At 43.8% G+C, this 23,381-nt stretch carries 18 protein-coding genes; 7 read left to right on the top strand and 11 right to left on the bottom strand.

Translation table 11 applies throughout. The features are described 5' to 3' along the window. Positions 1–15: 15 nt before the first annotated feature. Positions 16–1,176 carry an AI-2E family transporter gene (locus QL919_RS04590; RefSeq protein WP_290188401.1) on the bottom strand — a complete coding sequence of 387 codons (1,161 nt, stop codon included), beginning with the start codon at positions 1,174–1,176 and terminating at the stop codon, positions 16–18. An 837-nt stretch (positions 1,177–2,013) separates the two neighbouring features. On the opposite strand from QL919_RS04590, the gene QL919_RS04585 reads away from it, so the two are divergent. Both QL919_RS04585 and QL919_RS04580 read left to right on the top strand, forming a co-directional pair. Then, positions 2,014–3,705, top strand: coding sequence for an NAD+ synthase (locus tag QL919_RS04585; protein WP_290188400.1), 1,692 nt, complete (start codon positions 2,014–2,016; stop codon positions 3,703–3,705). Between the two features lie 249 nt (positions 3,706–3,954). After that, positions 3,955–5,229, top strand: a complete 1,275-nt coding sequence (locus tag QL919_RS04580; RefSeq protein ID WP_290188399.1) for a hemolysin family protein — start codon at positions 3,955–3,957, stop codon at positions 5,227–5,229. A gap of 111 nt (positions 5,230–5,340) precedes the next feature. Here the strand turns inward: QL919_RS04580 and QL919_RS04575 are convergent, their stop codons facing one another. Then, positions 5,341–6,051: a YggS family pyridoxal phosphate-dependent enzyme gene (locus QL919_RS04575; RefSeq protein WP_290188398.1), complete on the bottom strand. Its 711-nt coding sequence runs from the start codon at positions 6,049–6,051 to the stop codon at positions 5,341–5,343. A 395-nt stretch (positions 6,052–6,446) separates the two neighbouring features. Between QL919_RS04575 and QL919_RS04570 the strand changes: the two genes are divergently transcribed. Both QL919_RS04570 and QL919_RS04565 read left to right on the top strand, forming a co-directional pair. Then, on the top strand, positions 6,447–7,502 hold the full coding sequence (locus QL919_RS04570; protein ID WP_290188397.1) for a type IV pilus twitching motility protein PilT: 1,056 nt from the start codon (positions 6,447–6,449) through the stop codon (positions 7,500–7,502). A gap of 113 nt (positions 7,503–7,615) precedes the next feature. Continuing rightward, positions 7,616–8,737, top strand: coding sequence for a PilT/PilU family type 4a pilus ATPase (locus QL919_RS04565; protein ID WP_290188396.1), 1,122 nt, complete (start codon positions 7,616–7,618; stop codon positions 8,735–8,737). 174 nt (positions 8,738–8,911) lie between these two features. On the opposite strand, the gene fur is transcribed toward QL919_RS04565, so the two are convergent. Further along, a complete protein-coding gene (gene fur / locus QL919_RS04560) occupies positions 8,912–9,346 on the bottom strand; it encodes a ferric iron uptake transcriptional regulator (protein WP_290188395.1) in 435 nt (144 codons plus the stop codon). 326 nt (positions 9,347–9,672) lie between these two features. Here fur and bamE point away from each other — a divergent pair, with 326 nt between their 5' ends. Continuing rightward, positions 9,673–10,092: an outer membrane protein assembly factor BamE gene (gene bamE, locus QL919_RS04555; protein ID WP_290188394.1), complete on the top strand. Its 420-nt coding sequence runs from the start codon at positions 9,673–9,675 to the stop codon at positions 10,090–10,092. 12 nt (positions 10,093–10,104) lie between these two features. Here bamE and QL919_RS04550 read toward each other — a convergent pair whose 3' ends face one another. From QL919_RS04550 to QL919_RS04535, 4 genes are all read right to left on the bottom strand, one after another. Continuing rightward, positions 10,105–10,482 carry an RnfH family protein gene (locus QL919_RS04550; protein ID WP_290188393.1) on the bottom strand — a complete coding sequence of 126 codons (378 nt, stop codon included), beginning with the start codon at positions 10,480–10,482 and terminating at the stop codon, positions 10,105–10,107. Beyond that, the gene (locus QL919_RS04545; RefSeq protein ID WP_290188392.1) at positions 10,470–11,612 is read right to left on the bottom strand and encodes a hypothetical protein; all 1,143 of its coding nucleotides are present in this window, start codon (positions 11,610–11,612) and stop codon (positions 10,470–10,472) included. The genes QL919_RS04550 and QL919_RS04545 overlap by 13 nt, the downstream gene beginning before the upstream one ends. Before the next feature lie 362 nt (positions 11,613–11,974). After that, positions 11,975–12,643 (bottom strand): c-type cytochrome, encoded by a 669-nt coding sequence (locus QL919_RS04540; RefSeq protein WP_290188391.1) that lies wholly within the window; start codon positions 12,641–12,643, stop codon positions 11,975–11,977. A gap of 321 nt (positions 12,644–12,964) precedes the next feature. Further along, positions 12,965–13,300, bottom strand: a complete 336-nt coding sequence (locus QL919_RS04535) for a c-type cytochrome (RefSeq protein ID WP_290188390.1) — start codon at positions 13,298–13,300, stop codon at positions 12,965–12,967. 465 nt (positions 13,301–13,765) lie between these two features. On the opposite strand from QL919_RS04535, the gene yihA reads away from it, so the two are divergent. Next, entirely contained in the window at positions 13,766–14,551 is a 786-nt protein-coding gene (gene yihA, locus QL919_RS04530) for a ribosome biogenesis GTP-binding protein YihA/YsxC (protein WP_290188389.1), read from the top strand. A gap of 106 nt (positions 14,552–14,657) precedes the next feature. Here the strand turns inward: yihA and QL919_RS04525 are convergent, their stop codons facing one another. The 3 genes from QL919_RS04525 to QL919_RS04515 form a co-directional block, all read right to left on the bottom strand. Beyond that, positions 14,658–15,371 (bottom strand): HAD-IA family hydrolase, encoded by a 714-nt coding sequence (locus tag QL919_RS04525; RefSeq protein ID WP_290188388.1) that lies wholly within the window; start codon positions 15,369–15,371, stop codon positions 14,658–14,660. 133 nt (positions 15,372–15,504) lie between these two features. After that, on the bottom strand, positions 15,505–16,515 hold the full coding sequence (locus tag QL919_RS04520) for an RluA family pseudouridine synthase (RefSeq protein WP_290188387.1): 1,011 nt from the start codon (positions 16,513–16,515) through the stop codon (positions 15,505–15,507). A gap of 717 nt (positions 16,516–17,232) precedes the next feature. Beyond that, positions 17,233–17,460 (bottom strand): hypothetical protein, encoded by a 228-nt coding sequence (locus QL919_RS04515; RefSeq protein ID WP_290188386.1) that lies wholly within the window; start codon positions 17,458–17,460, stop codon positions 17,233–17,235. A 218-nt stretch (positions 17,461–17,678) separates the two neighbouring features. Here QL919_RS04515 and QL919_RS04510 point away from each other — a divergent pair, with 218 nt between their 5' ends. Continuing rightward, the gene (locus QL919_RS04510; RefSeq protein WP_290188385.1) at positions 17,679–22,067 is read left to right on the top strand and encodes an Rne/Rng family ribonuclease; all 4,389 of its coding nucleotides are present in this window, start codon (positions 17,679–17,681) and stop codon (positions 22,065–22,067) included. 254 nt (positions 22,068–22,321) lie between these two features. Here the strand turns inward: QL919_RS04510 and QL919_RS04505 are convergent, their stop codons facing one another. Next, positions 22,322–23,254: a DUF808 domain-containing protein gene (locus QL919_RS04505; protein WP_290188384.1), complete on the bottom strand. Its 933-nt coding sequence runs from the start codon at positions 23,252–23,254 to the stop codon at positions 22,322–22,324. Between the last annotated feature and the right edge of the window lie 127 nt (positions 23,255–23,381).

Below are 23,381 nucleotides of genomic sequence, written 5' to 3'. Positions count from 1 at the left end.
ACAACTAACTGCGTCTTACTTTTTTGCTTTACGCTTGCCGTTGTCTGTCTTTTCAGGGTCATCAAAGTCTAACAGCATCTGATTGTTTGTCAGGACGGCCTCTTTTGGTGCAAAAATCTCATCTCTATGCTGAGATATCCATTCTCGCCACACCGCCAGACCAATCGCCAATACCACAGGACCGATGAACAAACCAACAAAACCAAAGGCCGTTAAACCACCCAACACCCCGATAAAAATAATAATAAAAGGAATTTTGGTCGCGCCACTAATCACGATAGGACGAATGAGGTTATCTACCCAGCTGATGACCAGTACGCCCCATAATGCCAAGCCAATACCCTCTGCAGTATGCCCTTGGCTTAACAACCAAATCGATACCGCACCCCAAGCAAACGGGGTGCCAAAAGGAATTAACGCAATGACAAAGGTAGCGATGGTCAATAAAATAGGACTTGGCGCCCCTGAGAAGTAATAGCCAATACCTGCCAGCATCGCCTGCGCCAATGCTGTTAATCCGATGCCATAAACGACGGCACGCGTGGTACTACCGACTGAATCAATATAGCCGTCAATACGATTGCCAATGATATTACGCAACGCTTGACGAATTTGGCGAATCAAACTGGTGCCATCACGGTAGAAAAAGAACAGTGTCATCAATGCCATACCAAGTTTGGCCAAGCTACTGAACACCACATCGAACGCAACCTTGCCATAATACAGATGTGACTGCACCCAAATACGAAAGGCTTCCAGCGTCCCTTCAGGGTTCTTATTAATTCTCCACAGCACGTCTTTAACCTGCTGGCCGATGATAGGCAGGTCCTTGATAGAGTCTGGCACATCTAAATAACCGACCTTAATACGGTAGATTAGGTTACTGATGAGACTCAAGGCCTCTTGCTGTAAAATAAAGATACCTACCACCAATGGCACGCCAATGATTAACGAGATGCTCACTGTCATAATGGCAGCACTAAAATCCGGACTCAGCTTAACCTTTTGGTGAAAGAAATTATAAATAGGAAAAGTGACATACGCTAAAATCGCCGCCCACAGTGCCGGTACAATAAAAAACTGTACCACTTGAAAGCACAAGACGAATAGCACGACCAACAAGGTAATCGCCAGCAAACGCTGAATAATAAATTCTTTTGTCCAGTTTTCAATCATAGCGTATAAACCAAGAGCGGACAGCCAAGACCTATCACGGTTTTGCTGGCAAATTCATAAATGTGTGATGAACATCAGCATACAGACCATGTCCATAAACCGCGTTCATTAGCGAGGGTTTTCAGTAATAATTTTTTGGATAAAACAGCCATTTTTAGCCGTGCTAAACCTTATGATACCGTAACATATTTAGTCTCTATCATCTTTATTAAAATGAGGTTAAAACAAGGTAAAAGCGAAGCCATTATCACACTCAATTATGCAACAAAAGCCATCAAATAAATAACGCTATGTTGTAATCTTTACTTACAACTTTCTCTATACAAGCTTACTCTATGATTACAGCAATCACTAGAGCCGTATACATTGATTTAACCAGTAAAAACAATGGCCATAAAGCCGCTGTAATATTCACATTTTAAACCGATATCTTGTAAGGTAATTCACTGGCGCGTTCTATTTGTGGCGGCAATTGATGTTATACTAAAGTAATTATTTCGCTATTTTTAATAGCACTAAGTGAGTTCAACCCTATTTATTTTATTCGTTGAAATCCATCAAATTTTCGAAGAAACGCTTAAGCCCTCTTTTATCGCCCTGCTCTAGACCATCATAAGAGCTACAGGTTAGAGCAGCTCTATCGTTTTGGATAGGGTGCATAAGCCTCTACCCGTATGCTAAAGAGTCAATGAAAATTTAAGCGCATCATATCCATTCAATATTGGCAATCGATGTGAAAGCGCATTACCTTGGGTCACCTTTATATTTACTTAACTCTTATTTTAGAACAATACTGACCCACCAAATTTTAATAATATATCGACAGGAACAATAACAATGTCAAAAGACACTGATAATCCCAATCTAAACACCTCAAATGAGGCCCGCAATACCAATAACCCACAAGACACCGTCACTTTTGCGTTAGCGCAGTCACACTTCTTAGTGGGCGACATCACTGCCAATGCGGAAAAAATGCGCACCCTAGCATTACAAGCACGTGAGCAAGGCGCTGATGTCATTATCTTCCCTGAGTTAGCGCTATTAGGCTACCCGCCACAGGATTTATTACTGCGTCCTAGCTTGTCAGGCCGTATCAAAAGCGCGTTGTCCACGCTCAGTGACATCGATGACATCGTCATGATTGTTGGCTACCCACATGTCGATCATCATGGAACGTTTAACTCTGCCGCTATCCTACATAATGGTCATCAAAAAGGCTTTTATCATAAGCAGATTTTGCCAAATTATGGCGTATTTGATGAACGTCGTTACTTCGATAAAGGTCGCAATCAAGTATTGTTTGACTATAAAGGCATCACCATCGGCCTGCTCATCTGCGAGGACTTGTGGGAAAAGGGTCCTGTCGCTGAGCTGAAAAAACAAGGCGCTGACCTGATTGTCAGCTTAAACGCCTCGCCTTTTGAGATTGAAAAACAAGAAAACCGCAAAACCATGCTAGCCAAACGCAGTCGTGAAAACAACTTACCCATCATTTATCTAAATGCCGTTGGCGGTCAAGATGACTTGGTATTTGACGGTGGCTCGATGGCAGTGCAAGCCGATGGTAGCGTTGCCCATGAAGCACCGCGCTTTATGAACCAGTTAATGCTAGCAACACTCGACGTTAAAACGGCCAAATTTGACAGCCAATCTAAAGCGCCTTTGACGCTGAGCCGTGAGTCTGAGATGTATCAGGCGTTGGTTGTGGGATTGCGTGATTACGTCAACCTTTCAGGCTTCTCTGGCATTATCGTTGGTCTGTCAGGTGGTATCGATTCGGCATTGACGCTTTGTATCGCTGTCGACGCCCTAGGCGCTGATAAAGTCTATGCAGTGATGATGCCGTACGAATATACGTCACAAATCAGCTTGGAAGATGCCCAAGCACAAGCGCGCCGCTTAAACGTGTCTTACACGGTTTGTCCGATTTTTGATGCAGTAGAAGGTATCCGTCATACCCTAGCGCCATTGTTTAATAAGTCACCAGCGGATACGACTGAAGAGAACATCCAAGCACGTGCTCGCGGTGTGGTGTTAATGGCATTGTCTAACAAGTTTGGTCATTTGGTTATCACCACTGGTAACAAGTCTGAGCTGGCGGTCGGCTACTCAACCTTATACGGTGATATGGCAGGTGGTTTTGATGTCTTAAAAGACGTCTATAAGTCACAGGTTTATAAACTGGCCAGTTATCGCAATCGTTTAGAGGACACCCCTGTCATCCCTGAGCGTGTTATTACTCGTCCGCCATCAGCTGAGCTGCGCCCTGATCAAAAAGACCAAGACAGCCTACCTGACTATGATGTGCTCGACGGTATATTAATGTCATACATCGATGAAGATATGGGCTATCAAGACATCGTCGATAAAGGCTTTGATGCTGATATGGTCGCCAAAATCATCCAAATGGTCGATAACAGCGAGCATAAGCGTCGTCAGGCACCGATTGGGACAAAAATTAGCCATAAAGCCTTTGGCCGTGAACGCCGTTATCCATTGGTAAATAAATGGTCAATAAAGGGCTAAGTGCCTAGCCTATAACGGCCCTATCTTTATGTTTAAAGTTTAAAGATAGGAGGACGTTATAGGCCAATTTTTTTTACGCCATATCTTATTGATTTATTATTAGCTGGGTGCTTACCCAGCTTTTTTAGTTTTTGTAGACAAGTGTTATATATATTTCTACATAAGCACTGTATATAAACGCTACTTTTCTTTTTATCCTAAATCCTTACTTTTCTTTCCATTATTCCTACCTTTTCTACCGAGTATGTCATGAGTTTGCTAACCGCTAGTATCTTCCTTCTATTATTGCTTGCTTTAAGTGCTTTTGTTTCTGGCGCCGAAATTGCCATCGCCGCTGGTCGCAAGATTAAGCTCCAAATCATGGCAAAAGAGGGAGACGTCCGCGCACTTGATGTCCTCAACATGCAAGAAAACCCTGGTAGTTTTATCACTGTGGTGCAAGTGGTCTTAAACGCCGTCGCTATTTCAGCAGGTGCTGTTGGTGAGTCTGCTATCAGTCCTTACTTGCAACTGTTGGTAAAGAATGAAGCCGTATCCTCTATCATATCCTTTGTGCTTATTACCAGTTTGTTCTCCTTACTCGCTGACTTGATGCCGAGACGTTTGGCTATGTCAAATACGGAAGCCATCGCGGTTCGGCTCGTACGTCCCATGATGCTACTGATTTTTATCTTTAAACCAGTCATTTGGGTATTTGATGGTGCAGCAAACCTACTCTTTAAGTTTTTTGGCATCTCAACCATACGCCAAGATGACATCACGCCAGAAGATATCTATGCAGTAATGGACGCTGGTGCCGAAGCAGGGGTACTGAAAAAGCAAGAGCATCATTTGATAGAAAACATCTTTGAGATGCAGGAGCGCACGGTTACCTCAGTGATGAATCCGCGTGAGCATATTGTTTATTTTGATAGTCAGTCGAGTACCGAAGACGTGGTCGAGACTATGATTGAACAACCACACAATAAGTTTTTGGTCTGTCATGACGATGACTTAGAGGAAATTATTGGTTATGTCGAGTCACGGAGCTTTTTGGCGTTAGTGTTAAATGGTCAAGAAGTCAGTCTAACCGACAAGGCATTATTGAAACCTGCGCTCTTTGTTCCAGATACCTTATCGTTGTTTGAAGTATTAGAGATGTTCAAATCTACTGGCGCTGACTTTGCCGTTATCGTCAATGAATATGGCTTGGTGGTGGGTGTCATCACTCTTAGGGATGTCATGAGCATTGTCATGGGTGAGCTGGTAACCGTTGAGGAGCAGCCTATCGTACAGCGTACAGATAACTCTTGGTTAATCGATGGTATGACGCCGATTGAAGATGTGGTGCGCGCACTGGATATTGTCAATTTACCGCGCAATCAAAACTACGAAACCATTAGCGGCTTTATGATGTATATGCTGCGTAAAATTCCCAAAAAGACAGACACTATCGAATACGCCAATTATCGCTTTGAGATTATCGCCACGGACAATCTCAAAATTACTCAGATGTTAGTCACCAAACTTGATGAGCCAACCTGATTAACAATTTGCTCATTCCCAAAGCACTGATTAACGAGAAACTGACTAACAAGCGGCTGATTCATCAAGCTCTATGCATTTAGCTTAACGCTTAGAGTGGGAATTGACAATCTACGCCCGTGCACCAAATATGGCGGTCCCAACGCGTACCATCGTCGAGCCGTTGGCTATCGCCTCTGTCATATCGCCACTCATGCCCATACTAAGCGTATCCCAGTTATCCAATTCTGGATGCTTAGCCTTAATTTCTTCAAATAACTGCTTGGTGCGAGCAAACGCATTGGTATCTGCCTTTGCAGGAATAATCATCAGACCACGCAGTTGCAATCGCTCATAGCCTTTAACGATGTTGATTAACTCAGGCAATTCTGCGGGCAAGCAGCCTGACTTACTATCTTCATTATCGATATTGACCTGAATCAAAACATTCAAGGGCGGCAATGCATCTGGGCGTTGGTCGTTTAAGCGCTTGGCAATAATGTCGCGCTCAACTGTTTGTACCCAATCGAAATGCTCGGCAATATCTCGGGTCTTATTACGTTGGATACTGCCGATATAATGCCAAACGATATCTGTGCCTTTAGCGCTATCTTTTAATGTACTGATTTTTTCGATGGCTTCTTGTAGATAGTTCTCTCCAAAATGACGCTGTCCTTGCTCAGCTAATACTGCAATCATCTCGGCAGGTTTGGTTTTAGAGACTGCCAACAGAATCACACTCTCTGACTGTTTATTCGCTTGCTCACATGCTATCCCTACCTGCGCATTCACTTGTTGCCAATTATCAATCAGGCGTTGTTTATCGATATCATTATTATTCATATACTGCTCACTAAGATGATTTAATCAGTTTTTGAATGGGTTTCTTGCCCATAGCTAGCTTCTAGTAGCTGTGTTGTTAGTCACTGCCTGCTTAGAAATATTTGCTTATAAAAAAATGGCTTGATGGCGATTAATGCCGTTTAGTAACACTCTATTTTTTTGCTAAAAATTTTTGAAAGACCAATTTTACATTTTCTTCGCTTAGTAGATGGTTAAATCCCAATAGTCTTGTTATGATATTGTTACATGGTTTAACGTATGCTACTGAATATAGTAGAAATGGTAAAGACAGCTGCTCAAGCCTTATATATTAAATAAAGTGATAATTAAAAAGGTTCTTACTGGCTTGTGTGCGCGTCTGTCTTCCCCTTATTGATTGATAGGAAAATCCGATTATGGCTGAAAAAAACAATTTAAGCATCGAAGATTTGCTGCGCTTTACCGTTAAGCATAAGGCATCAGATTTACATATTTCAGCCGGTATGCCAGCGATGATTCGAGTCGATGGCGAAATGACGCGTATCAACATGCCAGCGATGACTCATCAAGTGGTACATCAGCTGATTTATGACATCATGAATGATCGACAGCGTGCTGACTTTGAAGAGTTTTTTGAAACGGATTTTTCTTTTGAGATTCCTAATTTAGCACGCTTTCGGGTAAATGCTTTTAACCAAAACCGCGGCGCAGGCGCAGTATTTCGTACCATTCCTTCCAAAGTTTTGACCATGGAAGATTTGGGAATGGGCGAAGTGTTTAAACGTGTCTCAGACTTCAAGCGAGGCGTGGTATTGGTCACGGGACCCACAGGTTCTGGTAAATCAACAACACTAGCCGCCATGATTGACTATATCAATGAGAGCCGAAAAGAGCATATCTTAACCATCGAAGACCCTATTGAGTTTGTACATGATTCTAAGAAAAGCTTAATCAACCAGCGTGAAGTTCACCGTGACACCTTAGGTTTCGAGCCAGCACTACGCTCAGCCCTGCGTGAGGATCCCGATGTTATCCTCGTTGGTGAGCTACGTGACCTTGAGACCATTCGCTTGGCCTTGACTGCCGCAGAGACTGGTCACTTAGTCTTTGGCACCTTGCATACCAGCTCAGCTGCTAAAACGATTGACCGTGTCATTGACGTCTTCCCCGCTGCTGAAAAAGACATGATTCGTGCGATGCTATCAGAATCACTGCAGGCAGTTATCTCGCAGACGCTACTCCGCCGTCAGGCAGGTGGACGTATTGCCGCCCACGAGATTATGCTAGGCACACCCGCTATTCGTAACTTGATTCGTGAGAATAAAATTGCTCAGATGTACTCTGCCATTCAAACAGGGGCAGGTGACGGCATGATTACCCTTGATCAAACGCTGAAGAACTTGGTCGCGAAAGGCACCATTAGCAAAGACGTTGCTCGCCCTTATGCCAAGCAACCTGAGAATTTTCTATAGTTTGATTGACAACACTTAACACCAAGCTTTATTTATAATGATCATTACGAGCGATATTTACACAATGATTTTAGAGATTTTTTTAATCGATTTACATCGACTGCAGGTACGATATGGACATTGATAAACTATTGCAATTAATGATTAGTAAAAATGGCTCTGACCTTTTTATTACTGCTGATGTGGCACCTTCCATGAAAATTAATGGAAAAATTCTGCCAGTGGGTAAAACACCGCTGACCGCGTCTCAGACTGAGAGGCTGGTAAAAAGTGTTATGACTCCAAGTCAAATTCAAGAGTTTGAAGAGACAAACGAGTGTCAATTTGCCATCTCTGACGAAGCACAGCAAGCACGCTTTCGAGTTAGTGCCTTTATACAGCGTGACATGGCAGGAATGATTTTACGGAAAATCGAAAACAAAATTCCAACGGTTGAAGAGCTGCGCCTACCGCCTATCCTAAAAGAGCTGGCGATGAAAAAACGCGGGATTATCTTACTCGTTGGCGCAACTGGTACGGGTAAGTCGACCACGCTTGCCTCGATGATTGGGCATCGAAATCAGAACTCTCAGGGTCACATCATTACTATCGAAGATCCGATTGAGTTTGTGCATAAGCATCGCGGCTGTATCATCACCCAACGCGAAGTCGGTATCGATACCCACTCTTTTGAAGCGGGTCTGAAGAATACTTTGCGCCAAGCACCTGATGTTATCTTGATTGGTGAGATTCGTAACCTTGAGGTCATGAGCTACGCCATTCAATATGCAGAAACAGGGCATTTGGTATTTGCAACGCTCCATGCCAACAATGCCAACCAAGCCATTGACCGTATTATCCATTTCTTTGAGACCAGCCGTCATAACCAGTTGTTTATGGATTTATCGCTGAACTTGCAAGCCATTATTGCTCAGCAGCTTATCCCAACGCCGGATGGCAAAGGTCGCCGTGCTGCTATCGAGATTCTATTAAACTCACAACTTATCAGCGACTATATACGTAAAGGCGAGATTCACGAGATTAAAGACGTGATGACGCGCTCACGGGATAGCGGTATGCAGACCTTTGACCAAGCGCTATTTGATTTATATGAGCATGGCGAAATCACTTACAAAGAAGCAATTTTGCATGCTGACTCTCCTAATGACTTGCGCCTCAAAATTAAACTCAGTAGTAAAAACAGCGCTCACCTCTTGGATGAAGGTTCTGATAGCTTATCGTTAGATGTTAGCTAAGCGTTTTACGCTTTGAGTCTGCGGCAAGATCAGGTTAAATAGCCCAAACTCATGCGAATAAATTCTAAAAAAAGGCCTTCATATCAATATGAAGGCCTTTCTTAATCCGAAGCCGTAATATAGTGAAGTATAAAAAACCATCAAACGTGAAGGTTCATTAAGACTTAACAGTCATTATTTTACGCTGTCTTTACACTCTTGGTCGTCACAAATGCCATATAGCACCAGTGAATGTCCTGATAGCTTAAAGCCATGCTCTTCTGCGACCTTAACTTGCTCTTCTTCGATAACTTCATTGTGAAATTCAACAATCTTCCCGCAGTTATCACAGACCAGATGGTCATGATGCTCTTCTTGGGTAATCTCAAACACTGATAAGTTGTTTTCGAAGTTGTGACGCTCAACGATGCCTGCTTGCTCAAACTGGGTCAGCACTCGATATACAGTCGCGAGACCCACGTCTTCCCCTTGTTCAATCAGCGCTTTGTACACTTCCTCCGCACTCATATGATGCAGCTCTGCACTTTCAAGTAGCTCTAAAATTTTAATACGAGGTAAGGTGACCTTTAACCCAGCTTTGCGTAAATCTTGATTGATAAAAGAAGCCATAATATCCCTTCTGACTGTGACAGTCTTAGCAAATAAAGAACCAAAAATACGAGGTAAATAATCGTCTATGATTATTTTTAATCGAACATAAAGTTTTTCAATAACCGCAAACGCGCTTGTTCTGAGTAAATTAATAGCCTACTATTCTGCAGACAATCTCAGCGCAAGTCTATGAATTTCAAATATAAATAATAAAAGCACTCAGGTAGCATTTGGTAAATAATGTCGTAAGTGGTAGGCAATTGCAAGTAAATGACGTATCATTTGTGCAAGATTGCCGGCCAGATTAGCAACGACTAACATTGGTCGCACCTAACCCATTTCTTATGAGTCATCTTACCATGATAAAGACATTAACTTTTCGTCCGTTAAGCCCTGCAAGTGCACTACGCAAGATTGCCATCACCAGTATGCTGAGTGCTGCTGTCGCGATGTCTGGCTGCTCTTTACTGAGTGTTTATAAGATTGATTTGCCGCAAGGAACCGCGATTACTCAAGCGCAAGCACAAAAACTGCAAATAGGTATGAATCAAAACCAAGTGCTTTATATTCTTGGTAGTCCAGCGATTAAAGATACCCTTGAGCCTAGGCGTTGGGACTATATCTATGACTACCAAGCAGGCACTGAAGGCCGTCGCAATGGCATCGCTGATGTCAAAAACGCCAGCCAACATTTGATTGTGTATTTTGATGATGGTGGTTTGGTCAGTCGTATTGAAGGTATAGACAGTCTGCCAGCGTCATAAGCCTAGTCAACTCTAACCCCGAGATTTGCTTTTGCGCTGAGACATTGGATCAGCGCTTAAGCTGCGATAGACCTCTATACGGTCAAAAGGCTGCAGACGATAATCTAACGGCTGTTTTTTTGCGTAGATACCTACATGCCAGCGCTTAGCCGTTGGCGTAGTAATGTCTGCCACCTCTTGGCACCAAGCTGCCAACTCCACAAATTGTGACAACCAACCTGCCTGAGCCAATGCCTCGTACAAACTGATGCCTTGACTGACTTTCATAGCTAAGTAATGCTGACGCTGCTCGTCCTCAGCATACGCCAGATATACTGTCATGAGACTGGGCTGCTCAGACTGCAGCACACTACCATCAGCCTGAACAGCCTCAGTTGTTAGCTTAACCACTGCATCACCCAACCTATCAAGGCCAGTAACAGCGCTAGCGGCACCACCAAGCGTATGGCAACCCGCCACAGGTTATAAAGTCCTTCATTACCGAAGTTCAAAGACTTACGTAGGTGACTGATTTTCATCTGCCAGCCTGCAAAAATTGACAACAATAACACGGCCGCAGTGCTGATAATGACCAATATACCGACCAACCACGTGGTTGGAATAGCGACTACTAACACTAGCGCTACCACAAAAGTAATAACCAAACTGACCAACAATCCAAACTTATGCGCTAACTGCTGGGTACTATAATGCAGCAGGTAGCTAACAACGAACAGCACCCCTACCCAATATAGCAATTGTCCAATCGGTGGCAATGCCATACCGCTGACAAATAAAGCCACGACGCCCACAAGCAGTTGCAATATCCAAATCGGTAGTACCAACTTAGTCGCACGATACTCGTTTGCTGTACGACTTCGAGCGGGTTTCTGTGCATTGTGATTGTCTGCACCGACCGCTGTGATGACTTGCTTACTCGCTAGGTTTTGACCAAACCAATACAAGCCAGTACCTGCTCCTACACTGACCAGTGCTAGTGCGACCGCACGCGCCCACTCGCTTAGACTGACATCCGTCATGGCAAAGTCAATATGTGGTAAACCATTTACTGCGCCTATCACTATACCAACGACCATCAAGCCCAAGCCAATTGGCAAAGGAGCGACGCCCAGTAAGCTGAGTAATACCGCAATGACTATCAAGCCTGCTGCAATAGCAAAGCTTGGCACAGCAGGGGCGCTATTGAGCTCAGTTAATGCAGCCAAAATACCCGTGCTTGCGCCAGAGATGACCAGCGCTGCAATAATGATAGACACCAGTGCTGCCAACCAACCAAAGCTGCGCCATACCGGGCTAGCATCGGCTTCGCGAGTGAGTTTTTGCATACCAGCTAATGGCGCATCGACACTGCGATACGCCAATGCTATCTCGGCATAGACGACAGGCAGTGATACCAGTACCATCGCTAGTAGCCACAGTAACCAAAAGTCTATCTCGCCAATAGAAGCAGGTGCAAACCACCGAAACAATAATAGCGGTAAGAGTGCAGCGATAAAATAAGAAGCATAACGGATCATCATAATTTAAATCCAAACGAGCCAATACCATTCATAAAATCTAAATCAGCAGATAAAATTGTAGGAACGACGCATTGTAGACCAAACAATTTTGACACAGCCAATCATATTTTTTGATTCTGGTATAAAGTGAATAACGACAATTTATCATGAGACAGAATAATGATAAGTCTCTGTACGCGGTTTTATCTTTATCTTGATACAGTGTTTATAATATAAGGGATAAGCAGTTATAAAAAAACCCCGAAATCGGGGTTTAGTAACTATTCACATTTAATAGCTTATAACGACTGCTAGACGCTCAGGTCTTTATCACGTTTAATGACGCATAACGCATGTGCTATTCGTCATTGTAGTCTGATAAATCAGTGAACCGCACTGATATAGTCTGACAAGATACGAATATCGCGATCAGACAGCTTCGATGCGACTGTTTGCATCATACCCATCTCGCCTTCTTTTGCAGCATCATTGATACGTTTTTGTTCATCGCTATCAATATCATCGACACGACCCGCGGCACGGAAAAGTTTTAGCTGAGTAGAGATATACTCTGCATGCTGACCACCCAGCTTAGGAAATGCTGCCCAAGCGTTACCAGCGGCATCTGGCCCGTGACAGCCTGCACAACCAATCACACCACGTGACTTGTCACCACCTAAATACAACTTAGTGGCTGCCTCGTTGGTCGCAGGGTTGCCAAAACCAACACCCCAAGGCGCTTGGCTAGCATAATAGCCTGCTACATTAGCTAGGTCTTGCTGTGACAAATTAGCAATTTGCGACTGCATGATACCGTTTTTGCGGTAGCCAGTTTTATAGTCGATTAATTGTTTGTATAAGTACTTTACGTTTTGACCACCCAGGTTTGGCTGGGCTGGAACAGGACTCACACCCGTAACACCATGGCAAGCAGCACAGACAGTTTCTGCAATTTGCTTACCTGCATTGACGTCATGCTCAGGAACAATAATAGCAGCTTGTACGCTGAAACTTGCAACGCATAAGCTGGCAGCAGCGATTAACTTTTTCATTGATACAAATCCTACTAACTCGGCGTAAGCATTATTTAGAGTGATTGCACTGCTAAGACGCCCGATATCAACTGCCCTATAATTAACGGGACAGACGTATATTTAAGGTCTTGAACACAAGCAGTCTGAAAGTACTTACTAACATCAGGGTTTATTTTCGATTATTATAGCAAGACTTTGTAGTATTTGCCTACTTAATCGTCACATCCATCAGTTTTTCTGACAAAGTGCGCAAGGATATTTACAAAAAAGAAAAAGCGCATAAAGGTTACAAAACCTAGCGCTTTATTTGGTGCTGCTGTTTTTTTATTTGTCCAGTTATCACTTGCTCATATATTCAATCAGCTTGCGATAATCTTCATCACTACAGCTGTTACAAAGTCCACCAGCTGGCATTTGCGTCATGCCGCTTTTGACTGAATTGATAAGTGTCGGCATGCTTTTTTGCTTGATGAGCTGCTGCCACTTGGCACTGTCACCTTTTTTAATGGCATTTAGCGCCCCACTATCGTGACAAGCTGCACATGAGTTATTATAGGTGTCAGCAACATTAGCAGCACTGGCGCTAGTCATCATGGCACTACTCAACAGCAATACAACACCGCTAGCGGTTAAAACGCGATAGGTCTTGTTAAAAAGTGTGGTGATTGAAAACATAGAACACCTCCTTTTGATGTTTCATTCGTTTAACCAATTCTGCTGTTAAACGTCTTTCGCTAAGTATCTCTTAGTAAAGATTGTAACAATGTATGTCATGTAAATACAGATAAATATAGTTTGGCTTTGGTAACGCATTCGTAGATAGCATTAACTTATGGTTATGACTGCTGCACTTTACTGCTGTGTTATCATTTATATGATGCTAATTGCAGTTATTTCAATAACTAAGACCACTAATAGTATAGAATGGTCGATAATTTGAAATAGCTAATTCTGTGAGCAACAGATGCTTAGCGTTATAATAGACAGCCTCTTATAATATTGGTGTGTGAGACACCTTTTGAATAACTAGCTGGCCAAATTGAACAACTAACTAGTGATTAAAATTCGTTATAACGGTATCCGTTATGACTATATCCAATAAAAACCATATCCAATTTCTTAAAGATTAATGAGCCATTTATGAGCACCCCGTATAACGATGTTGCCGCCGAACATGCTTTGTTCAACACCAAATCCCGTCAAAAAATTCAACAAACTGAATTTATGACCTCAGCACCTACCTTTCGCCTCTGCCCGCCTGATATGGGTTTAGAGGTTGCTTTTGCCGGACGCTCTAATGCTGGTAAGTCATCAGCCATCAATGCTTTGACCAACCAACGCCAATTGGCACGCTCCTCTAAAACGCCTGGTCGCACGCAGATGATTAACTTCTTTAGTATCGGTGATACGGACAGAAGATTGGTCGATTTGCCAGGTTATGGCTATGCAGCGGTGCCACTTGAGATGAAAAAAGAATGGCAGGTTGAGCTAGAGGAATACTTAGTATCACGCTCAAGCCTTGCAGGTTTGGTACTAATGACGGACATTCGTCATCCATTGAAATTCTTTGATGAGCAAATGCTACGTTGGGCAAATGATGGCGAACTGCCAGTACACATATTGCTAACCAAAGCAGACAAACTGAAATATGGCGCGTCCAAGAATGCTCTACTTAATACTCGAAAAAGGCTAAAGGAGCTGGGGTTAAATTGTACCATTCAGCTGTTTTCAGCTTTGCGAAAAGAAGGCCTTGATGAGTTGGCTGGCATAATGGGCAACTGGTATGAGTACCAGCTTGAGGAAGACAAAATTATCGAATCCTCTTTTGCGCCACTAGAAGGTGAAGCGCTAGAAGATGCTATTGAAAAAGACAGCGCTCGAGAAGAAAGCACTCAGCAGGAAGATACTCAGAACGAGAGCAAATAGCCATCATAGTCTTCCATAATAAAAGGGTTTGTCGGTAATTGACAAACCCTTTTCCATTATAAGCATCTACTAAATAGCGGTGTAATGGACAAAATTCACTCTAACGCTATCCGCATAAAATCTCAGCCAAAGCCTGTGGGGTATCGACCTGATAAGTGGGCTGCTGCGCGGTAAGCTCAGCGCTAGACGCCGTTCCATAATCAACTGCAATGCTGGTCATCCCAAGTTGCGTTGCCATTTGAATGTCATAGATACTATCACCGATAAAAACAGCATCAGCGACTTTCTGTTGCGTATACTCTAAGATATCGATAAGCATTTGCGGGTCCGGCTTTGAGCCTGCTTCATCAGCACAGCGAGTCATGACAAAATAATGATGACTATGAGAGGCATCTAGTACACGCTCTAACCCTTTTCTCTTTTTACCCGTTGCCACTGCCAGCTGTTTGCCTTGCTGTTGTAAAGTCTGCAGCATACCCTCTATCGGTGCAAAAAGCGGCGTACGATGACTATTGGCAATATAATAATCTGCATAGCTCTGTTGAATAGCCAGCTTCTGCGACTCACTTGCTTGCGGATATAAAATCTTAATACCATTCATCAAACTCAGACCAATAATATCTTGTACGGCTTTATCAGTCGTTTGGAACCCGTGCGCCTCTCCTGCCACGTGCATAGACTCAACAATTAAACCGATTGAATCCATCAACGTACCGTCCCAGTCGAAGATAATCAGCGTCTTATCGGCAAGTTGATGGCTGGTTGATAATTGAGAGTTTGCATCAAGTTCTGAAGCATCAGTTGTGGTTGGTTTGATCATGAACTTACCTTAAAAAATAAAAGTAATAAATAGTAGATACGAAAACGTCACGGCGCCTTATTAAAAAATAAGAGTTCGTGACGTTTAAGGTGCATACTTGGAGTATTTAGCTGACAAAATTCATTTTGTAAAACTATTCAGGCAATTTGGTCTGCTCTGGTAACCAGTCAACCATGTCTTCTGGTAACGGTGCGGTAATGGTCTCATAGCCTGGAATATCTAAACGCCACGCATGTAAAGACAGTCGATGTACACCTGATTTATCATGGACGTTGTATTTATCATCACCCAAGATAGCATGACCAATATGAGCCAGATGCACACGGATTTGATGCGTGCGTCCTGTTAGCGGCTTGGCTTCAATCAAGCTGACGGGTTGACCGGCAATCATAAAACGATCATGGACGATGATATCAGTTTGGCTTTCTTTAGCCTGTGGGTCTTGCGCATCTACTCTTACGCGGCGTTCACCACTAGCGAGCGTATAACGCAGTAATGGCGCATCGATGCGTTGCTCATTGAGCGCAGGCTGGCCTTTAGCGATACATAGATAGTGCTTTTGGATGGTTTTGTCGACCAGGTGCTGCTGCAATGCTTTCAGCGCTGAGCGCTTTTTAGAAATCATCAACAGACCTGAGGTGTCTTTATCAATGCGATGTATCAGCTCTAGGTATTTTTTGCCAGTGACTTCACGCATGGCTTCAATGACACCGAAATCCAAACCACTACCACCATGAACGGCGATACCAGAAGGCTTATTCAACACGAGCATGCCTTCATCTTCATACACCACGCGCGCCAGCAAGCTTTTGGCAAACTCGGTGCTGATGATAGGCTTTTCACGAGTGGCCAACTCGACAGGGGCAATACGCACCACGTCTTCACGCTGTACTCTGTCATGCGCTTTACAGCGTTTGTTATTGACGCGGACTTCATCAGAGCGAATCATTTTATAGATATGCGATTTTGGCAAGCCCTTTAGGCGGTTGAGCAAAAAGTTATCCAAACGCTGATCATGCTGATGGCGTGTTACTTCGAGATAATTCACTTTACCAAAGTTACTGATTTCGTCGTCAGCGCTTTGTGGGCGTGTTTTGCTATTAAAAATAGCAGGGGCTTCATGGGTAGGTGCGTCGTCGGTCATTTTTGAGTTTGTCATTTTTAGTTAGGTATTTACACAAAGATTTGCTATAGTTTAGCATGTTGAGCGCCAATTAAGCAGAGGCTGCAGCAATAATCGTTATTGTTCTAGATAGCAAATCGCCATTTTTACTACTGGTTAGTAAAGAGGCTGACGTTACCTACCCTGCCAAGATTGTACGTTTCATCTGATTTTAGGGCGCATTATTTGTGTAAAGATAGCTTTTACCGCTATCGTTTATTGATATACCCCATAAATTGACAGAAAGAACGGTACTGAATGTTATTCAATACCATAAAATAAATAGTGACACTAAATATCATCGAGTGAATAAATTTGGCAAAAAGCCCATTTATTGACCGATTACAACATAACACTGACTCACTACCCGCATAACCACGACTGTTTTTGATAAGTATTTATCATGGTTCTTTACGCGAGCGCAGTTGAGCAAGTATGGGTTGTTTTACGTTAGGATCGAGAAGTATATCGATAGCCGCCTAAGTATCGGTGGTCAAACAGATGACAATTAAGATATAGACATAAACCGTGCCGATAAGCCGGTCATTTACTCTGTTTGCCAAGTACGCCCCGCTGATGACCAAAGCTGTGATACCTGACAGAACACCCAAGATATTATTGACGTTATACCCAAAAGAACGATAAATAAAGCATGACCAATTGCTTCACCTGATTAGAGATATGCTGAATACGACTGTTTTATACAACAGTCTCTATCACAGCAACATTATTGCTAGACTTTGATGGATTAATTGCAACAGCACGATACTTCTTTAGTATCAGTATTTTTAGACCCGTAACTGACAGTCGCCCACTCTTACAAAGTGTGCTGCCATAGCTACCCATAGAATTTACTGACAACGATGGAATGATAATACGCTGATGCAGAGATATTTTGAGCAAGCCTACCAGTAATACATGAGCCATAGCCTTACATCCTATTTGACTCATATCAGCGTTAGCCCTGCTAGCACTATTTAGGTGAAAAACAAGCAACGACAAAGTCGATACGCTTTCTCAAGTTTATACTTTACGTTCTGCCGTTAATAACCATCTACAAATGCTAATTGCAATATTAGCCACACTTGCCACTACCGCCTAAAGCCCCGTCTCGTCGTTGTTATGCGTACTCATAGGATATAAATATGAAACGCATTTTAATCAACGCTACTCAAAACGAAGAAATTCGTGTCGCCTTATGTAAAGGCAATCACCTGTACGATTTCGACTTAGAAAATCGTACACGTGAACAAAAAAAATCTAACATCTATAAAGGTCATGTGACTCGCGTTGAGCCATCACTAGAAGCCGTTTTTGTGGAATATGGCTCACAGCGTCAAGGGTTTTTGCCGATTCGTGAAATCTCTGCTGAATATCTAAGCGGCAATCCACGTGATGAAAACATCAAAAAACTCATCAAAGAAGGTGACGAATTAATCGTCCAAGTTGAAAAAGAAGAGCGCGGCAATAAAGGCGCTGCTCTATCAACTTATGTGTCATTAGCCGGTCGCTATCTAGTATTAATGCCAAACAACCCTCGTGGTGGCGGTATCTCACGTCAAATCTCAGGCAAACTGCGTGAAGACATGAAACGCATGCTGAGCAATCTTGATTTGCCAAAAGGTATGAGCGTCATCATTCGTACCGCTGGTATTGGTAAAACGCAAGAAGACTTACAACACGATTTAAATCACCTTCTCAATATCTGGCAAGCCATCCAAGAACAGAACCAAAAATATCCGTCACCGCGCTTGGTGCATCAAGAAGCAGGCGTCGTCACCCGTGCTGTGCGTGATTATCTACGTGATGATATCGCTGAGATTTGGATCGATAACGAAAACGCTTACATCGAAGCGGCAGGTTTTATCGATGCAGTGATGCCAAAACAAGCTGAAAAGCTCCGCAAATACACCGATTATGAGCCGATGTTTTCACGCTTTAATATCGAAAAACAAATCGAAACGGCGTATCAGCGTGAAGTACGTTTGCCTTCAGGTGGCTCAATCGTTATTGACCAAACAGAAGCGTTGGTCTCTATCGATATCAACTCAGCCAAGTCAACCAAAGGCTCAGACGTCGCTGAGACCGCTTATCACACCAACTTAGAAGCGGCTGATGAGATTGCCCGTCAGCTACGCCTACGTGATATGGGCGGTTTGATTGTCATCGACTTCATTGATATGAATGACAACAAGCATCAAAAAGAAGTGGAAAAACGCCTGGTTGATGCCACCAAATATGACCGTGCCCGCGTACAATTCGGTGATATCTCTAAGTTTGGTTTGATGGAAATGAGTCGTCAGCGTTTGCGTCCGTCATTAGAAGAGTCAACCGGTTATATCTGCCCGCGCTGTCATGGCAACGGCATGATTCGTGACCTGCGCTCGCTATCACTGTCTATTATGCGTCAAATTGAGCAAATCGCTCTTAAAGAACGTCAAGGTGAAGTACAGGCAGAAGTCCCAACTGACATTGCGGCGTTTTTATTGAATGAAAAGCGTGATGCCTTGGTCTACCTAGAACAAGACAGTGGTACCCGTATCACTATCTTGCCGCACGCACACCTTGAGTCACCAAACTTTAAGCTACACTTTAACCGTGATGGTTTTGCACCTTCAAGCTATGAGCGTATTACCGATACTCAGCAACAAGAGCATAGCGACCTTGGCTACAACGTTGATTGGCAAACGGCTGAAAAAGAGCGCCCAGAGCAGCAACCAACTCGCCAACCACGTCAGCCGTCGGATAGTAAATCATCTGATAGTAAGTCATCAGAGAATACTGCTGCAAATAAACCAAACGGTCGTGCGAATGCACAGCCGAGCACTCCTGCACAGTCTCAGAATAATACGGTTGAGCGTAGTAACGACCATCGTAATAACAAACCCAACACGACGACGGTTTCATCTGCGCGTGCACCGCAAGCAACTAAAAGCCAAAGTGTGGCAGTAGCAGCGCCCACTACTCCAGTAGCACCTGCTAACGTTGCAACGACAGCACAGCCACAAGCCGTCGCATGGTTGTCTAATCTGTTTGCCCAAGCGCCGCAAGCTTCAACGACCCCTAGCGTCAGCAGCCGTGATGCCGCTGAAGCCATTGAGGCATTGGTCAATACTGGTGCACAAAGCTTAGGCTCGTTTGGACAAGTTGATAGCAGCGCTCTAAACAGTGCGTCAACGAATGCACCAAGCGTTACCTCAAACGATGCACCGTCAAATCAGCAGAGTAACGAGCAAAAATCTGACAGCAAACCGTCTGATAACAATGCCAATCGTCAACAGGCACGTCGCAGTTCAGACAGTGACAGTGACAGTGACAGTGATGAGAGCAATAACGAAGACAGAAGAAGACGTAAGCCACGTAAGTCAAGATCATCTAAGCCGCGTCAGAGAAAAGAGTCGTCAGATGAGACTAATAATGACGTGAGTGGCAATAGCGACAGTAGCGCCTCGAGCCAAGCTGATAGCAATACTGATGATAATCAGAATAAACGTCAGCAAGACCACAGACGCACAAACAATCGCAATGCTCAAAACAGCAATCGTAACGCAAACGAGCACACTGACACTGATAACAAAGATAACAGTGCAGCAGATGAGCAAACTCGCGCTAAGCGTAAGTCACACAGCCAACGCGGGTCACGCGGTAAGTTAGAGCGCGGTGAAACCTTAACGGCTGATAACATCAAGCAAAACCATCAGCAGACGGCCAACAACGATAGCGCTAGCAAAAATGCATCGAACACGCGCCGCAACCAAGACCCTAACGAAGTGATGCTACAGGTCAACGAAGCACCTGCTGAACTTAAGTCTCCAGAGGTCGTGCATTTGTCTTTAGATAATAGTAAGTCTACTCAGACAAAACATCATTCCGCCGAAAAGCAACATGTCGCCAATGGCAATGCCAAGAATGATAGTACCAAGAATGACAACGCTAAAAATAGCAGTGGTAAAGATGACACCGCCAATGAATCTACTACCCAACAGTCAGCCAATAAAAAAGGCGCTGATGACAAAGGTAGTAATAATCAAGCTCGTGACAATAAAACCAGTCATGAAAAAACCACTGATAATCAATCCAAGCATCATAACGGGGTTGCAGTTGATAAGGTTGCGATTGAAGCAGATGCTCCTAATGCGACTAAAGATAAGGGCCAAAACAACGCGTCAAAAACCGACCGTAACACTGATGGCAAAAACACTGCAGTAGATACGCAGCCACCAGCCAATAGCGATACGGATAGCACGGCTGACAGTTCGAAGACAGTCGCTACTGAGGCAGATAATGCTCAACAAGCTTCATCAATGTCTCAGGAAATTGATAAGGCCGATACGACCAATGAGAGCAGCAAGGACAGCGCCAATGCTAAAGACGCTAACAACGCTCAGGCTATTAACAATGGCGTAGAAACTGGCAGTGTCAATGATAGCGGCAGCAAAAAGAGCAATTCCGCACTTGAGCTAACGCATGAAGCATTGTTTGCGACACGCTACGTGACTGCTGAGAAGTTTGGTCAGGCCAGTAACGACCCACGTGTCGTCCGTAGTCAGCAAGCGCAACCTGCTGCACAGCCTCAAGCAACTGAGCAAGCAGTAGCAAGCGCACCGACCATTCGTGGTACGGTTGGTGACTTTGTGCGTAAGGCATTGACGGATGCAGAGAGTCGTTTGAAAAATGACGGCGTCATTAGCTGCTTTATTGCTGCTATCGAAGCACATGCGCAGCAAGCAAAACCTGCTGACGTTAAGGCTAATGTCACCTCTACTGCTGATGCTAAAGCGGATATCAGCGACTTTGACTTTAGCAACTATGGTTATCAGCCATTAGCGGCAGAGTACCTAGCGCGCTTTGAGTCGATGACCCAAGCCGTTAGTCAGTTTGCTGCTGATCAAGGCAAAACAGACGTTGAACCACGCGCTGTTGGTAAGCGTGCTAGCAACGATCCACGTGGCCAACATCCGGATTATCAGGAGCCAGCGGTGTTAAGTGTACCTGCTGATAAACAGCCGAGCGAAACTAAGCAAGCTGATATGGCAGAAGCTGAGACTGAACAATCTACGGACGTAGATGCTCATGATGTAGCAGCAACTGCTTTGTCTAGCCAAGCGCAGGCAGATGATGTCAGCACTGATAGTGAGCAGCTGCTAGAAACGGAACAAGCTCTGTCCAAAGCAAGCAATGAGCTATCAGACGCAGACAGTGCTGCTGAAAAGATAGAGGCGGATGCTGATTCTGATAAGGCTAGCGTAGTAAGTGACGACACTCAGGACGCTAACACTGCAGACGAATCTATAGCGCAATCTACCAAAGATGCGGGTAAAGACGACAGTCAGGCAGCTAAGTCCAAGACTACGATTGCTAGCTATAAAAACATGATTGAGAATGTGGCTGAGCAACTACTGCCGCAAACTGGTATGTTTAACTTAACCACGCCAAAAGTGCCAAAGGCACGCAGTCGTAAGCCCAAAACGGATCATAAAAAGCCGACGCAAGCTGAAAAGCTAGAGTCTGATGATTCAAGTAACGACAGCTAAGCATCTAAGTTAGCTAAAACGTAAAATCCCCGAGGCTGTTAGCAGCCTTGGGGATTTTTTTGATATTCAGCATCAAGTTATACCATTCCCAAAAATTAGAGTAACGCGGAAAAATTGCGCAAGTACTACACCTAGTAGGCTTAGCAAATTTGACAACGTTAATTGCACTTTTTGGGTTTGGTATTATTGGTTAAAACGCAAACTGACTATTAGTGGATGCATAATCAATATGATTAAAAAACTAATCTGCAGATTTAGTGCGCAGATGATGGTTTGTCATCTTTACCACGGATTTTACCGATAATCGTAAAGATAGCAACGACTGCGGCACCGATGATAAAGCCAATGACACCATTTAGCAGCGTCGTCGTGACACTTTCAAAGATACCCGTTAAATCCGCCAAGTCCTCTACACCATGCTCCAAAAAGCCAATACCATGTACCAAGATACCACCACCCACTAAGAACATGGCTATCGTGCCGGCGATAGACAAAAACTTCATCAATTTGGGTGCAGCAGTGAATAAAAATTTACCTACTTTTTGTTGAAAGTCACTTTCTTTATCCATCAGGTAAAGCCCTGCATCATCTATTTTTACAATACCAGCAACCAAACCATAGATACCAACTGTTATCGCAACGGCAATGATAGACAATACGATGCTTTTTTGCATCAAAGTTGCACCTGACGCTACTGCTGACCCAAGTGCAATGACGATAATCTCAGCCGACAAAATAAAGTCCGTCCTAACAGCCCCTTTAATCTTTTGCTTTTCAAGGGCTACCAAATCGACGTTTTCAGCGTTGGCTTGTAGACGAGCGCCTTGCTCTTCATCATGTGGCAATAGGTGCGGCCAAAACCGGTGAATGACCTTTTCTGCCCCTTCATAGGCTAGGTACAAACCGCCACACATCAATAAAAAAGTCACTAACGGCGGGTAGACAGCACTAATAAGCAAGGCTGCCGGCACGATAATGAGTTTGTTGACGAAAGAGCCTTTTGCCACCGCCCAAACCACTGGTAGCTCACGGTTTGCTTTGACCCCAGATACCTGCTCAGCGTTCAGAGCCAAGTCATCAGCCAACACCCCTGTCGTCTTTTTAGCCGCTACCTTGGTCATGGCGGACACATCATCTAAGATGACACTGATATCGTCGAGCAACATTAATAAGCTACCACCTGCCATGCGCATTCCTTAAAGTAAGATTGTTGAGATAAATAATTTTAAAATGATTTATACAGATATTCTTATATAAACTTCTAACAAAAATTTTTAGCAAATTAGAAAAAATGCCATTAGCAGTAGACTACCT

It is taken from the genome of Psychrobacter sp. APC 3426, from assembly GCF_030408035.1.
Classification (GTDB): Bacteria; Pseudomonadota; Gammaproteobacteria; order Pseudomonadales; family Moraxellaceae; genus Psychrobacter.
This window is presented reverse-complemented; position numbering and strand designations above follow the sequence as displayed.

Coding starts and splice junctions, on each gene's coding strand:
- QL919_RS04590 (WP_290188401.1), bottom strand. CDS start 1,176: ATGATTGAAAACTGGACAAAAGAATTTATTATTCAGCGTTTGCTGGCG.
- QL919_RS04585 (WP_290188400.1), top strand. CDS start 2,014: ATGTCAAAAGACACTGATAATCCCAATCTAAACACCTCAAATGAGGCC.
- QL919_RS04580 (WP_290188399.1), top strand. CDS start 3,955: ATGAGTTTGCTAACCGCTAGTATCTTCCTTCTATTATTGCTTGCTTTA.
- QL919_RS04575 (WP_290188398.1), bottom strand. CDS start 6,051: ATGAATAATAATGATATCGATAAACAACGCCTGATTGATAATTGGCAA.
- QL919_RS04570 (WP_290188397.1), top strand. CDS start 6,447: ATGGCTGAAAAAAACAATTTAAGCATCGAAGATTTGCTGCGCTTTACC.
- QL919_RS04565 (WP_290188396.1), top strand. CDS start 7,616: ATGGACATTGATAAACTATTGCAATTAATGATTAGTAAAAATGGCTCT.
- fur (WP_290188395.1), bottom strand. CDS start 9,346: ATGGCTTCTTTTATCAATCAAGATTTACGCAAAGCTGGGTTAAAGGTC.
- bamE (WP_290188394.1), top strand. CDS start 9,673: ATGAGTCATCTTACCATGATAAAGACATTAACTTTTCGTCCGTTAAGC.
- QL919_RS04545 (WP_290188392.1), bottom strand. CDS start 11,612: ATGATGATCCGTTATGCTTCTTATTTTATCGCTGCACTCTTACCGCTA.
- QL919_RS04540 (WP_290188391.1), bottom strand. CDS start 12,643: ATGAAAAAGTTAATCGCTGCTGCCAGCTTATGCGTTGCAAGTTTCAGC.
- QL919_RS04535 (WP_290188390.1), bottom strand. CDS start 13,300: ATGTTTTCAATCACCACACTTTTTAACAAGACCTATCGCGTTTTAACC.
- yihA (WP_290188389.1), top strand. CDS start 13,766: ATGAGCACCCCGTATAACGATGTTGCCGCCGAACATGCTTTGTTCAAC.
- QL919_RS04525 (WP_290188388.1), bottom strand. CDS start 15,371: ATGATCAAACCAACCACAACTGATGCTTCAGAACTTGATGCAAACTCT.
- QL919_RS04520 (WP_290188387.1), bottom strand. CDS start 16,515: ATGACCGACGACGCACCTACCCATGAAGCCCCTGCTATTTTTAATAGC.
- QL919_RS04515 (WP_290188386.1), bottom strand. CDS start 17,460: ATGGCTCATGTATTACTGGTAGGCTTGCTCAAAATATCTCTGCATCAG.
- QL919_RS04510 (WP_290188385.1), top strand. CDS start 17,679: ATGAAACGCATTTTAATCAACGCTACTCAAAACGAAGAAATTCGTGTC.
- QL919_RS04505 (WP_290188384.1), bottom strand. CDS start 23,254: ATGGCAGGTGGTAGCTTATTAATGTTGCTCGACGATATCAGTGTCATC.